9 protein-coding genes, 1 other RNA gene and 2 pseudogenes are annotated in these 14513 nt (G+C 40.2%); 8 read left to right on the forward strand and 4 right to left on the reverse strand.

Annotated elements, in window-relative coordinates:
- Positions 1–16: 16 nt before the first annotated feature.
- The 3 genes from accA to WNY98_RS14245 all read left to right on the forward strand — a co-directional run bounded on the left by accA (position 17) and on the right by WNY98_RS14245 (position 2704).
- Entirely contained in the window at positions 17–973 is a 957-nt protein-coding gene (accA, locus tag WNY98_RS14235; protein WP_024599973.1) for an acetyl-CoA carboxylase carboxyl transferase subunit alpha, read from the forward strand.
- A gap of 84 nt (positions 974–1057) precedes the next feature.
- Positions 1058–2362 carry a tRNA lysidine(34) synthetase TilS gene (tilS, locus tag WNY98_RS14240; RefSeq protein WP_342878203.1) on the forward strand — a complete coding sequence of 435 codons (1305 nt, stop codon included), beginning with the start codon at positions 1058–1060 and terminating at the stop codon, positions 2360–2362.
- A complete protein-coding gene (locus WNY98_RS14245; protein WP_294120164.1) occupies positions 2363–2704 on the forward strand; it encodes a hypothetical protein in 342 nt (113 codons plus the stop codon).
- A gap of 73 nt (positions 2705–2777) precedes the next feature.
- On the opposite strand, the gene WNY98_RS14250 is transcribed toward WNY98_RS14245, so the two are convergent.
- Positions 2778–3674, reverse strand: coding sequence for a GGDEF domain-containing protein (locus tag WNY98_RS14250; RefSeq protein WP_342878204.1), 897 nt, complete (start codon positions 3672–3674; stop codon positions 2778–2780).
- A 133-nt stretch (positions 3675–3807) separates the two neighbouring features.
- Here WNY98_RS14250 and WNY98_RS14255 point away from each other — a divergent pair, with 133 nt between their 5' ends.
- Positions 3808–5781, forward strand: coding sequence for a monovalent cation:proton antiporter-2 (CPA2) family protein (locus WNY98_RS14255; protein WP_076924444.1), 1974 nt, complete (start codon positions 3808–3810; stop codon positions 5779–5781).
- A gap of 15 nt (positions 5782–5796) precedes the next feature.
- Here the strand turns inward: WNY98_RS14255 and WNY98_RS14260 are convergent, their stop codons facing one another.
- Entirely contained in the window at positions 5797–6942 is a 1146-nt protein-coding gene (locus WNY98_RS14260; protein ID WP_024599802.1) for a patatin-like phospholipase family protein, read from the reverse strand.
- A 219-nt stretch (positions 6943–7161) separates the two neighbouring features.
- Here WNY98_RS14260 and WNY98_RS14265 point away from each other — a divergent pair, with 219 nt between their 5' ends.
- The 3 genes from WNY98_RS14265 to WNY98_RS14275 all read left to right on the forward strand — a co-directional run bounded on the left by WNY98_RS14265 (position 7162) and on the right by WNY98_RS14275 (position 10086).
- The gene (locus tag WNY98_RS14265; RefSeq protein WP_342878205.1) at positions 7162–8037 is read left to right on the forward strand and encodes a DUF3014 domain-containing protein; all 876 of its coding nucleotides are present in this window, start codon (positions 7162–7164) and stop codon (positions 8035–8037) included.
- A gap of 139 nt (positions 8038–8176) precedes the next feature.
- An RNA gene (ffs, locus tag WNY98_RS14270) (signal recognition particle sRNA small type) lies at positions 8177–8273 on the forward strand.
- 286 nt (positions 8274–8559) lie between these two features.
- Complete coding sequence (locus WNY98_RS14275; RefSeq protein ID WP_342878206.1) at positions 8560–10086, forward strand: acetyl-CoA hydrolase/transferase family protein; 1527 nt, start codon at positions 8560–8562, stop codon at positions 10084–10086.
- Positions 10087–10229: 143 nt separating this feature from the next.
- Here WNY98_RS14275 and WNY98_RS14280 read toward each other — a convergent pair.
- Both WNY98_RS14280 and zigA read right to left on the reverse strand, forming a co-directional pair.
- Positions 10230–10918: pseudogene (locus WNY98_RS14280) on the reverse strand (DUF1826 domain-containing protein).
- Positions 10918–12116, reverse strand: a pseudogene (zigA, locus tag WNY98_RS14285) (zinc metallochaperone GTPase ZigA). The pseudogenes WNY98_RS14280 and zigA overlap by 1 nt, the downstream one beginning before the upstream one ends.
- 234 nt (positions 12117–12350) lie before the next feature.
- Between zigA and WNY98_RS14290 the strand changes: the two are divergent.
- Positions 12351–14486 carry a TonB-dependent siderophore receptor gene (locus WNY98_RS14290; RefSeq protein ID WP_342878207.1) on the forward strand — a complete coding sequence of 712 codons (2136 nt, stop codon included), beginning with the start codon at positions 12351–12353 and terminating at the stop codon, positions 14484–14486.
- Positions 14487–14513: the final 27 nt, after the last annotated feature.

Here is a 14513-nt window from a genome sequence, read left to right on the forward strand (position 1 = left end):
TTAGGTAGTTTAGAGCATGAGCCTCAATTATCTTGATTTTGAGCTTCCAATTGCAGAATTAGAAGCAAAAATTGAAGAATTACAAAATATAAGCCGCGCTGGCGAATTAGACCTTGAGTTAGAAGAGGAAGTCAGCAAACTAAAAGAAAAAAGTGCCAAACAAAAACAGGAGATTTTTTCTAATTTAGGCGCTTGGCAAGTATCACAGTTAGCACGTCATCCGTTGCGTCCTTACACTCGAGATTATATCGAGCGCATTTTCACGGAATTTGACGAGTTTGCTGGCGATCGTACTTTTGCTAACGATCCGGCTATTTTAGGTGGCGTTGCGCGTTTAGATGGCGAACCAGTAATGGTTATTGGCCAACAAAAAGGCCGTGACACTGCTGAAAAAATTAAACGCAACTTTGGTATGCCAAAGCCAGAAGGTTACCGTAAGGCATTACGCTTAATGGAAATGGCTGAGCGTTTTAAAATGCCAATCATGACTTTTATCGACACACCGGGTGCATACCCAGGTGTTGGTGCAGAAGAGCGTGGTCAATCTGAAGCAATCGCACGTAACTTAAAAGTAATGGCGACACTTAAAGTGCCGACAATATGTACGGTTATAGGCGAAGGCGGTTCAGGTGGTGCATTAGCGATTGGTGTTGGCGACAGAGTTAACATGTTGCAATACAGTACTTACTCTGTAATTTCGCCTGAAGGTTGTGCGTCTATTCTTTGGAAAAGCGCCGACAAAGCACCACTTGCAGCAGAAGCTATGGGTGTAACCGCAGAGCGCGTGAAAGAACTAGATTTAATCAGTAATTTAATTGATGAACCTCTAGGTGGAGCGCACCGCAATTACGATGGTATGGCACGTAACTTAAAAGAACGCCTAAAACGTGACTTAGCTGATCTTCAAGCGCTTACGCTTGAAGAAATGCTTGATCAACGTTATAAACGTTTAATGTCGTTTGGTTATTGCTAAACGCATTAAATGTTAAAAAAAAAGCCGCTTATGCGGCTTTTTTGCTTTAAAATGTTCAGAGTTTTTATATTAAAGTGCGCCCATATGCATACATCAGCAATTTATCAGCAATTAAAAAAATCACTAAATAGCTATATTGAGCAAGGCAACACTGCTTTTACAGTGGCGCTCTCTGGTGGCGTTGATTCTGTGGTGTTGTTGCATTTAATGCGCACTTTAAAAGCAGATAACCCTGCAATTAATGTCTCGGCTATTTATGTTCACCATGGCTTGAGCCAGTATGCTGATGACTGGCAACGCTTTTGCAAAAACGTATGTATTGAGCTTAGTGTGCCTTATGAAACTGCGAAAGTTGTCATTGAGCAGCAGTCGCGCACAAGTCTTGAAGCCCAAGCACGCGACGCCCGTTATAAAGCACTTGATGAACTAAGCCCACAAGGCAGCATTATTTTACTGGGCCAACACTTAAACGACCAAGTAGAAACGTTTTTACTGCGCTTAAAGCGTGGCTCGGGTTTAAAAGGGCTTGGTGCTATGTATAAAGAGCGTTTACTGCAAAGTGGGCGTGTATGCTTTAGGCCATTGTTAAGTGTAACGCGCAGCGATATAGAAGCGTTTGCAGCGCAGTTTGGTATTAACCACATAACCGATGACTCTAATACAGATGAAAGTTTTGATCGTAATTTTTTACGCTCAAAAATAGTGCCTGTGTTAGCTGAGCGCTTTAATGGGTTTGAGCAATGCACTGCACGAAGCATTGAGCTACTACAGCAACAACAAACTCTACTTGATGAATATACCCAGCTTGATTTAAATAAGTGTGTTAACGAGCATCAAGCACTGTGCATTGGCCAAATAAGTGAATACAGCGCAGCGCGCATAGCAAATATAGTACGTGCGTGGCTTGCTCTATTTACTCAAGTGATGCCATCACAAAAGCAACTTGAGCAAATTATTAATCAAGCAATGTGCGCAAAAAACGATGCACAAATGCGTATCGACTTGCTAGATGGACAAATACGCCGGCATCAAGGTTATTTGTATTTTGTAACACCAAGTGAAGTATTAACAGATACAGAGCTGAATCATTCAGAACTAAAACTTGCTGATGGGCGTTTATTAATTAAAAGGGCTGGTAGCGGTGTAAGACCTCCACACGCTAATGAGCAAGTAATAGTGCGCTTTAATTGCAATAGTGCGCGTATAAAACCACTTAAAAAGCCTGGTAGTAATACAGTTAAGCATTGGTTTAAAGATGCAAAAATAGCACCTTGGCTTCGCGCCAGCGTACCGCTTATTTTCTATAATGATGAATTAGTGCAAGTGGTTGGTTATTTTATAAGTGCTAAGTATGTTGATGAAAATGGTATTTTTTGGGAGTGTAAATAAATGAGTAAACAGCCGCATGTTGGTTTGTCGTTAGTGACTAAAGCGCCAATGGGTATGCTGATAACGGCCGTAATAGCTATTATCGCTAATGTTTTACTTGAGTTAAATATAGTTACGTTAGGTTATGCAGTTGCGGGTGGAGTTGTATCTTCAGTACTTTTATTAGCTTATTGGTTAGGTAAAGGTGGATTGTTTTTTATTTTAGGCGTGAGCCTGCCACTGCTTTTAGTATTATTTACACCGCTTGCTACAATTACCGCATTACTTAATTTAATTAGCGGATTCTTTTTCGGCTTTTGTGCTGCTTTGTTTATTTATAAATTGGTAAGTGTAAAACCTTAGGGGTGAAATTTTAGCAATAAAAAAGCCTAGCGGGGGAAGCTAGGCTTTTTTATTCAATTAGTTTAAGCAAATATTAGTAGGCTTTTGCGCAGTTTCTGCCAGATGCTTTTGCTTTGTATAAGCCTTTATCTGCTCGAGCAAATATTTCAGTTTCGCTGTCTTGGCTATTAGCTAAAGTAAAACCAATACTGGTTGTTACTTTGTACTTAGACATTAGTGGCGATTTTCTTACTAAGCACATTATGCGTTCAGCAATCACTTTATTAGTGGTAAACTCAGGGTCTTCAATAAGTAAAGCAAACTCATCACCACCAAATCTAAACACTGAGTCAGTGCCACGTATGCTGCTACACAGTACTTTTGAAAATTCTTTAAGTGTATCGTCACCAATTTTATGACCAAAGTTATCGTTAACTTGTTTAAAGTTATCCAGATCAAGTAGCATTAAACTAAATGGACGCTGATAACGACGGCAGTTTTCAAGTTTTTGCAGTAAAAAGTCATTAAATTGACTGCGGTTGTTTAAACCGGTTAATGCATCTTTTGTAGCAAGCTTTAATACTCTGCTATACATCATTGCATTGCGAAGTGGATAAACCAGCGCAGTATGTAAAATATATAATTTTTTCTCAATTGCTTGCCCAAGCGGAAACTTACTAAAGTAAATTAGTTGCCCTAAGTGTTCATTACCAATAGCTAAATCAAAAATATAGGGAGTACTATTTGTGTCACTTTCTGATGTTTGCGTAGTTCCTAATGTTGATTGAAACTGTAAACCAGAAAAATTTAACAATTGTTTTGTAAATTTTGCGTATATAGCTAAAACATCCTCAATCACTAAGCTTGTTTGTAGCTCTGTAACGAGTTTATGTGTTTCTGTTATTTCGTTTGTTGGTGAATGTTCAGCCGAAAACGGCAAAAAATCACCGCGACCTGACACACGTTGCGTCAAAATATGGACGTTTTCCATTAAATTCTCCCCCGAGGGTGTTACTTTGCAATAACTAAGCTATTTTTGTGCCATATTTTAAAATTGCCTGAAAAACATATGGTTGCTATATTTACTTACAAGCTACTAGTTTAATTTAAGCGCGAGGCTGCATTTGCAAAGTATTAATGCTCAAATTTTTGGCTTATTAGTAGCGGCAGTGCTTTTTGTGTGGTTTTTTAAACGCATTGGCTTGCCGCCTATTTTAGCGTACTTAGCAACTGGGGTTTTAGCCGGTAGCCATGGTATTGGTTGGTTAGCACAATCTCATGAAATAGAGTTTGTAGCAGAGCTTGGTATTGTCTTTTTGTTATTTAGTTTGGGGTTAGAATTTTCTATCTCGCGGTTAATGGCAATGCGAAACCTAGTATTTGGACTGGGATCTCTGCAAGTAGGCATAACCAGTTTACTCTTCATTATTATCTTATATTGTTTAGACTTTTCTCTACTCACCAGCTTTACTATTGGCACAATTATGGCGCTTTCTTCAACTGCGGTGGTTGTTAAGCTATTAAAAGAGACGGGTGAGCTTAATCAGCGCCGAGGACAATTAGCCGTTGGTGTGCTGCTTTTTCAAGATATTGCTGTTGTTCCTCTATTAATAATACTTCCCTTATTTGCATCAAGCGACTCACAAAGTATTGGCTGGGCTTTAGCCTTTGCCCTAAGTAAAGGTGCATTTGTATGTGTGCTCCTTTGGGCAATTGGTAAATGGGTATTGCCCATTGTATTTAAAGAAATAGCGCAAGTACGAACCGATGAATTGTTTGTACTTACCACTATATTAGTAGCGCTATTTGCGGGCTTTTTAACGTATATGTTTGGCTTGTCTATGGCATTGGGCGCATTTTTAGCGGGAATGATGTTAGGTGAGAGCCATTATAGGCATCAGTTAGAGGCCGATATACGTCCATTTCGCGATATATTAATGGGGCTGTTTTTTGTAACTGTGGGTATGCAGCTAGATATTTTATTTGTACTGGCGCACATAGTAATAATTATTGGCGCATTGCTTGGGTTACTCATATTAAAAATTACAGTAGTAGCACTTAGTGCGCGGCTAATGCATGAACGAAACCAAGATTCACTCGCCTGTGGCATTATGTTGTGGCAAATGGGAGAGTTTGGTTTTGTACTTATCGCACTTGCTGGCCAGCATCAGTTATTAAACTCAGAGCAAGCTTCATTTTTAATTGCATTGGGTGTGCTTTCAATGGCATTTACACCATTTTTGATTGATAAAACGCCATTTATTTTAAATCGTTTAGGCATACTCGATCGCCCAAGTTTAGCGCTGGAGAGTGAGCCACAAAGTAGTACACTTTATAGCGATCATGTTGTTATTTGTGGTTTTTCGCGTGTTGGACAAACTATAGCGCGTTTTTTAAAGCCCGAAGCAATAGACTACGTTGCCATCGAAAGTAACCCAATACTTGTACAAGAAGGCAAAGCGGCTGGCGAGCCTGTAATATTTGGTTATGTTAAGCAAAAAGATATTTTAAAATGCGCAGGAGTAGAGCGAGCTCGGTTGGTGATTATTACTTTTACTGAGTTTGATCACGCGCAAGTTGTTATTGATGCCATAAAGCAAATAGCACCTAACGTTAAAATACTTATTAGGACTCGTGACGACAGCCAGCTCGATTATTTAAAAGCGCTAGGTGTAACCGAAGTGGTGCCCGAGTCGTTAGAGGCGAGCTTAATGCTCGTTTCGCATGTGTTGTCTATGTCGGGCGTACCCATGACACGTATTGTTCGCCGAGTAAGTAAAGAGCGACGTAATCGTTATCCATTAATGCAAAGTTTTTACGCAGGGTATTTTAAAGATAGCGAAGATGCCTCAACCGACCGATTAGAATATTTACACGTTGTAGCATTGCCCAAGCAAGCTTATGCGGTGAGTAAAACAATTGAAGATCTAAATTTAGAAAAGCGGCGAGTACTCGTAAAAGCACTTCGCAGAGAAGGGTCCGAAATAGACACGCCATCAGCGCAAACAACCTTGTTACCTAACGACGTTTTAGTACTACAAGGTAAACCAAGGCGTGTTGAGCGGGTAGAGCACTACCTGCTCGACGGGATAGAATAATGTGCTTGTTTGGACTTAATCTAACTCTAAAAACTCACGCATTTTAGGCAGCTGCGCCATGCCATCTTCATAGCCAATTTGCATTAAATGTTGGGTATAGCGTTTTTCAAACAATAGGTAACTGGTCAAACTCGATTGCGAATGTTTTTTAACACCGATCGTACGCAGTAATACTTTAATCGCCCACGGCATATCGTCGTAATACTGCGCGGCAATGGCGTTAAAGTTTTGCGAAGGGTTAATAACAAAGGTATCAATTTGCTTAAGTTCTTGATGTTTATCACGAGCGGGGAGTAATCCTAAAGTGCGGTTAACGCGTTCCAGTCGCTCTAAATCCGACTGCATAGTGTCGGTAAATACGCTATCAAGTAAATGCCCTGCAACAGCTGATAAGCCAGGGTAATGCGGCGAATAACCCGGTGGGTGAAGCTCTTTAGGCTGGTCGACCCCAATAATAAATATTTTTTCAGCACCTAGATGAATCGACGGACTCAAGGGCGAAAGCTGATGTATAGAGCCATCACCAAAGTAATGGTTATAAATATTTACACTTGGAAACACCATAGGAATAGCACTCGAAGCCATTAAATGCTCAACGTTAATACGCGTAGCTTGGCCTTCGCGTTTAGCGCGTTGCCATGGTGTTTGCGTATTTGATTGAAAAAACGCAACAGAGTCGCCCGTCGTATAACTAGAAGCTGTAATAGACAGCGCATCTAAATAATTACGGTGTAAGTTACGCTCTATCCGGTGTAAGTCTAAAATCTCATTGAGCAAACCACGTAGAGGGCGATTATTTAGCAAACTCGCTGGTGGGTGATTAATATGCTCTGACTGAAAGCTAGTTAAAATATTACGCGCAATATGACCAAATACGCTTAAGAAGTCACTTTTATAAACCATCGAGGTCGAAAAGTTTTTCCAAACTGATTCAAGTTTTCGTACAGCTAAATGTGCACAAGAGGCGTAACATGCTAAAGCCGCAGAGTTAATAGCCCCAGCAGAGGTGCCATTTATTACTCTAAACGGTAATGGAGCTGTACGCGGCATGCTATGAGCGAGCGCTTTAAGTACACCCACTTGATAAGCAGCTCGTGCGCCACCGCCCGTTAATAATAGGGCAATTTTTGGTTTTTCTGGATCGACTTGCTTGATTTTCATATTGGTGTTTAAACTGTTCAACGTCTTTACTTTATTTATTAACTGTAAGTCTTTAAGCTAGAAGAATCAAAGGATAACTGAGTAATAGTAAGTACAGTAAGCTTATGTTTATATTTGTAAGCTAAAATAGTTATGTATTTATAGTTACTACTCATAATGAATTTTTTCCATTCAGAGTACTCTGAGTGATAACGCACTTTTAATTTTTATGGAGTTTGTATGTCAGATAAACCAGAAGCGTCAGATGTTCAAAAACGTCCGCCTAATAACAATTTTCTTTTCGCCGTTATTATTTTAATAATAGTTGTGTGCGCAGCCGCGTTTGTACTATTAAAGCCAAGTGATGAGCCACAAACACGCACAGAGGTAGAGCAAGCGCCAAAAGAGCAACCAATGATGGAGCTTAAACCTGAAAACGATCCCGTAGTTGACGCACCATCAGTTATGCCAGAAAAGCCAGCAGAGCTTGAAGTGCCAGCACAAAGCCCAAGTGAGCCGGTGCCTGAAGTAAAACCATTACCAACGCTTAACGAAAGTGATGCGGTTGTTGTTGCTAAAATGGACGAGTACCTAAGCGACTCAGTAATGAGCTTAATGGTAACCGACGATGTAATTCGCCGTGGTGTTGTATTTGTAGATAACCTAGCTAAAGGTAAAGTAGCTAAAAAGCACACGCCTGTTGTTCAACCTGAAGAGAAATTTAGCGTAAATGAAGGTGATATTCTAACGATTAACCCTAATAGTTATGAGCGTTACACACCGTATGTAAAAATATTTACTAGCATGAGTGCAGCGCAAGCCGTTCGCATGTACGAAGAGTACAAGCCACTTATAAATAATGCTTACAGTGAAATTGGCTACGGTGATGATGAGTTTAATCAAACCTTGGAGGATGCTATCGATTTACTACTTGATACGCCAGAGCCAGAAGGTGATTTGCCGTTACTACGTGATTCAGTAACGTACCAGTATGCGTTTTCGGAGTGGGAGCAATTACCTGCGGCACAAAAACAGCTTTTACGTATGGGTCCAGAAAACATGAAAAAAGTAAAAGCAGCACTTCGTAATATAAAAGCGCAGTTAGAGAACAATTAATACGCACTAAAACAGCTAAATGCACCGCGATTGTATATGAAGTATGCAATCGCACTTTCTTTTTAGATTATCCCTTGAATAACAGAGCAAAAGTAGAGATAATCCTTCCCGCGCCAACCAAGGCCCTCAATGGTAGTCTTATTGGTCCTCTCGCAACACTAGCAGGCGAACCTGGTCAGGCCCGGAAGGGAGCAGCCACAGTTTGTGACGTGTGTGCCGAGATGTGGCTGGTAAGACTGCCACCCAAATTCCTCATTTGGGTGTTTAAATTAATAATCTTAATTCTTCAAAAAACATTTCATCTCATAAAATAATGCAATTAATTTATGGATTACAGTACAAGTTATTGTTTTATTTTTGTTGAAAGTATTAATAATAACCACGTATTAATGTTAACAAGTCGTAAGGTTGTTTCTCTTTTTAGCATATTGCTTATCCCCACTTCGTAAATGCGACTTAAGTCTAGATTGTTTAGTACGAAGTTAGGATTAGAATAATGTGAAATTTAGAAAGGGGCTCAAAATGAACTTGGAACGTATTCGCAATAGTAATCTACACAATAAAGTTATGTCTGCTGAGCAGGCTAGTCTGTTTATTAAAGATGGAATGACTGTAGGGATGAGTGGCTTCACTCGTGCCGGAGAAGCTAAAGCAGTACCCAGAGCGTTAATTGAGCAAGTCAAAAAAAATCCAATAAAAATAAATTTAATGACGGGCGCATCTTTAGGTAATGATTTAGATAAACTACTTACCGAAGCAGGCATTTTAGCGCGTCGTATGCCTTTTCAGGTAGATAGCACCTTGCGTAAAGCGATTAATAACGGCGAAGTAATGTTTATTGATCAGCATTTATCTGAAACAGTTGAGCATTTACGTAATCATCAATTAACCATGCCTGATGTAGCTGTTATTGAAGCAGTCGCTATTACCGAAGAAGGGCATATTGTGCCAACTACATCGGTAGGTAATTCAGCGAGTTTTGCTATTTTTGCTAAAGAAGTCATCGTTGAAATTAATATGCTGCATAACCCTAATCTTGAAGGTTTGCATGATATATACATTCCTTCGTATCGTCCTACTCGCCAACCAATGCCGTTAGTTAAAGTAGATGACCGTATTGGTAGCACTGCTATTCCTATCGATCCTGCAAAAATTGTTGGTATTGTTTTTACTAACCAAAGCGACTCGTTTTCGACCGTTACCGACCCTGATGAAGACACTGCATCAATTGCGCGCCATTTGGTTAACTTTTTTAAAGACGAAGTGGCTCAAAATAAATTGCCAGCTAATTTAGGTCCGCTGCAAGCAGGCATTGGTAATATTGCTAATGCAGTGATGATGGGGCTACTCGACTCTGACTTTAAAGACTTAACAATGTATTCAGAGGTACTACATGATTCAACGTTTGACCTAATTGACGCAGGTAAGATGAGCTTTGCATCAGGCAGCTCAATTGTTTTATCGGAGCGTTGTAATGCGCAAGTATTTAATAATTTAGAACAATACAAAGATAAACTAGTGTTACGCCCTCAAGAAGTTTCTAATCATCCTGAAATAGTGCGCCGTTTAGGTATTATTGCCATTAATACTGCACTTGAGTTTGATATGTACGGCAACGTAAATTCAACACATGTGTGTGGCACACGAATGATGAATGGTATTGGCGGCTCGGGTGACTTTGCTCGTAATGCTCATTTAGCAATATTTGTGACTAAGTCAATTGCTAAAAATGGCGCGATTTCAAGCGTTGTACCTATGGCGAGCCATGTTGATCATAATGAGCACGATGTTGATATTTTAGTAACCGAGCAAGGTTTAGCTGATTTACGTGGCTTAGCACCGCGTGAGCGTGCTGTACAAGTTATTAAGCATTGTGTGCACCCAGATTATCGCGAAGCAATGTTAGACTATTACGAGCGCGCTTGTGAGCGTGGCGGGCATACGCCTCATTTACTTGAAGAAGCGTTTAGCTGGCATATTCGCTTAGAGCAAGAAGGCAGCATGAAAAAAATATCCGCAACAGATATTCCAATGCCGCTATCTGCTTAAGGTCTATTTTAGTTAATAGATAGATGCTTTGATTAACGCTCCTTTATGGAGCGTTTTTTGTATTAGCCTTGAGTGTTAAAAAGGGTTGGCCAATTATTGAAAAGAGACGCCATTACATTAGGTATATTATTAATTTAAAAGCATTAAATAAAATCCAGGGTAAGTAATAAGCGTTGCTCGTTTGCAGCCACTGGTGGCGAGCGATGGACTAAACCTGCACCCTCGTTGTCATCCCAGTATTCTCCTTTAAGCAGTGCCACATCACCTTGTTGTAGTTGATTAATATTACTTAAGTTTTCAAATAAACCAGACTCTTCATCTGGTTTACCTAAATTACCCGTACCTAGCTTTGAGCGGTTTACATCGCTGTGATTTAACCACTGCGTAGCAACGCCTTGGTAGGTAGTAACCAACCGGCACGGAATTTTGTCTACATGAAAACGCGGACACATGGGACGCTCCAATACGGTAAGCCTTAACCCAGCGCGCTTTAAATCAAACAGGCAGCAAAACATTTCAACAAGTAAGACAATGTCTTCACAAAGTGTATTAACTTCATCACGATTATTATCTTCTGGCTTAAGCGCAGTTATTAACTGATCAAAAGCGTCATTGGGCGATACAGCAAGTTCTATTGGCTTAACGCGCAGGTGGTAATCAGTGTATTAACTGCATTTGTTAATGTTTGCTCAAGGTCTCTTTTCCAAATAACAATGTTAGTGTCTTGGTTATAAATTTGTGGCAATACATTGGCATCATTATCTTTAGCTGCTCTTCGGTGAAGAGGTTCCGCCGGTTTTATTTGCGCAGTTATTGGGGCTAGTGCGTTCATTATTCTTCCTCCCAAATAGGAAACGGGTCTTTATAGGTTCTCCAAAAGTCCTTACCCTTGAGTACGGCATCTTCTGATAATAAGCAGTTATTAAGCGCGTTCATCATGGCTTGTTGATCTAACGATTGACCAATAAACACAAGCTCTTGACGCATATCACCAAAAGGCTCTACCCATTTATTATTAATATCAGCAAGCAGTTCGGGCTCGGTAGGCCACTCTTGTTGGGGGATGGCCTTAAAAAACATACCAGCAAATCCGTAGTGAGCAATACCGCCTGCTTGGCTCCATTGCCCGCAAAATAACGGACGCGTTGCTAGCCAAAAATAGCCTTTTGAGCGGATAAGCTTGCCAAATTGCTCTGTACTGTGAAGAAAGTTATAAAACTTTTCAGGATCAAAGGGGCGCCGAGCTGTGTAATTAAAGCTGTTAATTCCGTATTCTTCGGTTTCGGGGATATGTTCACCGCGCATTTCTTTAAGCCAACCAGGAGCTTGTTGAGCTCGCTCAAAGTTAAATAGGCCGGTGTTGAGTACTTCATTTATATTAATATTGCCGTTTGAAATAGGAATTATTTTGGCTTGAGTATTAAGTGTATTTAAAATGGCAGTAAGTTTATTTAATTGAACAGATGTTATTAAATCAGTTTTACTTATTAAAATTACGTCGGCAAATTCAACTTGATCAACAAGTAGGTCGGCTACGCTTCGCTCGTCGTCTTCTCCTAATGATTCGCCGGTTTCTTGTAAGTCGTTTGCTTGTTCGTAGCCGTTTAAAAAATTAACTGCATCAACCACTGTTACCATTGTATCAGAGTGGCAACATCACCCAGCGAATTACCGTTTTCATCGGCAAAGGTAAATGTTTCGGCCACTGGGAGGGGCTCAGATATACCCGTTGATTCAATAACGAGATAATCAAAACGACCTTTTTTGGCCAGTTTTCCTACTTTAATCAGCAAGTCTTCACGTAAGGTGCAGCAAATGCAGCCGTTACTCATTTCAACTAGCTTTTCATCGCTGTGACCTAGCGATACACCACTTTTAATTGTTGCAGCATCTATATTTATATCGCTCATATCGTTAACTATAACGGCAACTTTTTTACCTTGTCTATTATTAAGGATATGACTAAGTACGGTTGTTTTACCGGCTCCTAAAAAGCCTGATAACACTGTGACGGGCAGTTTATTTATCATTTAGAGAACTTACTAATTTGCAATTTTCGGTATGTTATATTATATCAATTTAATATTCTAGTTATGCTGTTTATTTTATTAACCACCGCTTGATTAATTCGTAAGTAAATCCCAGCTTTAGATGCTTTTAATTCTAATATTAAGGAGTGTTAAACTTTTATTTCCGTTGATTATAGTAATGATAAGAGTTATCATTTAGCTTGTTAACTACCTACACTTCTCTCAGGAACTATCATGTTTAACCCTAATTACTTGGCATTAAGTATTTTCGTGTCTTTATCTGCTTTTTCTCAAATGACATTTGCCAAGCAAAGCGACAAAATTGAAACAATTGAAGTAACAGGCCGTGCTCAGCAATTTTACCTAGAAACTGAGAGTAAAATTGGTACTAAAACTAATTTAGATCTTATTAAACTTCCGCAATCGGCTCAGGTTTTAACAGAGCAACTTATAATTGACCAAGCGGCTCGTGACATTACCGACTTATACCGCTCAATTGCTGGCGTAAGTGAATATAGCTACTCAGGCGTAACTTTTCGTGGTTTTAGAGATGATGCCAATGTATTTTACGATGGTGTGCGCGGCGACCCGTACTCAGGCTTTGGTGTACCGCAGTTGTTTAATGTTGAACGTGTTGAAGTATTAAAAGGCCCAGCCTCAGCTTTATATGGCGGTGGCGAACCTGGTGGAATGATTAATTACGTAACCAAAAAACCAAGCTACCTAGAAAAGCGCGAATTAAAGCTCACCTTAGGTAACTACAACACGCGTGGCGCATCACTCGATATGACCGGTGGTTTAAGCGATACGATGGCTTATAGATTGGGTGGTTTTTATGAGGAGCAAGACAGCTTTCGTAACAACGCCGATTCAGCTAATACGGAGCTAACAGGCGGATTGTTATTTGATTTGAGTGATTCAACAACGCTTACAACAAGTATTGATTACATAAAACAAGACTTAGGTGGCAATCGCTTACGTGGAGTACCGGTAGATGATAACGGCAACTTTCTGGTAGACCCTTCGTATAACGCGAACGAATCATTTGACTATCAAGATATGGAAGCTTTGGTGCTTCAAGCTGAGTTAAATCATAGTTTTTCTGATGACTTCTCTGTTAGCTCTACTGTGCGATATCTTGATAATGAGCGCGACCAAGCGTATCACGAGTCGCAAAATTGGGTTGACGTAAATGGTGATGGCGTTGCTAATATAGATGATGAAACTATAAGACGAGAATACCGCAAACAGTTTCGAGCAAACGAAGAAATAAGCTTAACAACTGATTTTGTATATAACGTTGAGCAAGGTAATTTAGAGCATCAATTTTTATTTGGTGGCGATTACCATGTGGTAGAAACGCAGTACGATTACTTGCGTGCCCGATATGAGGCTGATGGTGTAGCAAACTTAAATATTTATACTCTTAATTACGGTGAAACAGACCCTAGCACCTATAATTTAACCGATTTAGATCGTGATGGCGTAGATACCGACCGCTTTGGTGTATACGCTCAAGATGTTATAAGTATTGGCGAACAATGGACCGTAATTGCAGGCTTACGCTACGATTACTTTAAAGAATTAAATAAGGAAACAGGCTTTAGCTATTCTGATAACGGTGTTACACCTCGCGTTGCAGTAACGTACCAGCCAATAGAAAACACCTCTGTTTACATAAACTACTCTGAAAGCTTTAATCCTACATCGTCGGGCGATCAGGAAGATGTGGTAGGCGAGGGCAACTTAGACCCAGAAACAGGTAAGCAAACCGAGTTGGGCATGAAAAACCGATGGTTTGATGGCAAAATAATGAGTACATTTGCTGTTTATCAAATTAATAAAGAAAACGTGGTAATGAGCAACCCTGACGATACGGGCGCGGGTGATGGTATTGCCGCACTTTTAAATATAGGTGAAGTTGAAAGCCGTGGATTTGAAACAACTTTAGTAGGCGATTTATCCGAGCATTGGACAATAACGGCTAACTACGCATACAACGATACGCAAGTAGTAGACGGCGTAACGGGTGATACGCTTTCAGATACATTTGGTGATGGCTCGCGCTTTGCTAATGCGCCGCGCCATCAGGCGGGTTTATGGTCACGCTTTGGGCTCGATTCGATTAATTCCTCTATTGCGTTTGGCGCTAATTATGTGAGTGAGCAAGTAAGCTCCGATGGTCAAAAAGTAAAACCGTTTACCGTATTTGATATGAGCTGGACGAGTCGCTTTGATGACGTATTACTAAGTGTAAATATTAACAACCTGTTTGATAAGGAATATGCTGTAAGCGGATTTAGCCAGCGTAACGGTCACTTTCCGGGTAGCCCGCGTGAAATTGTTGGGCAAATAACCTACAAGTTTTAATACTTATTAGCGCGAGTGTCTCTCGCG

Source organism: Pseudoalteromonas sp. AS71, from assembly GCF_038900275.1.
Classification (GTDB): Bacteria; Pseudomonadota; Gammaproteobacteria; order Enterobacterales; family Alteromonadaceae; genus Pseudoalteromonas.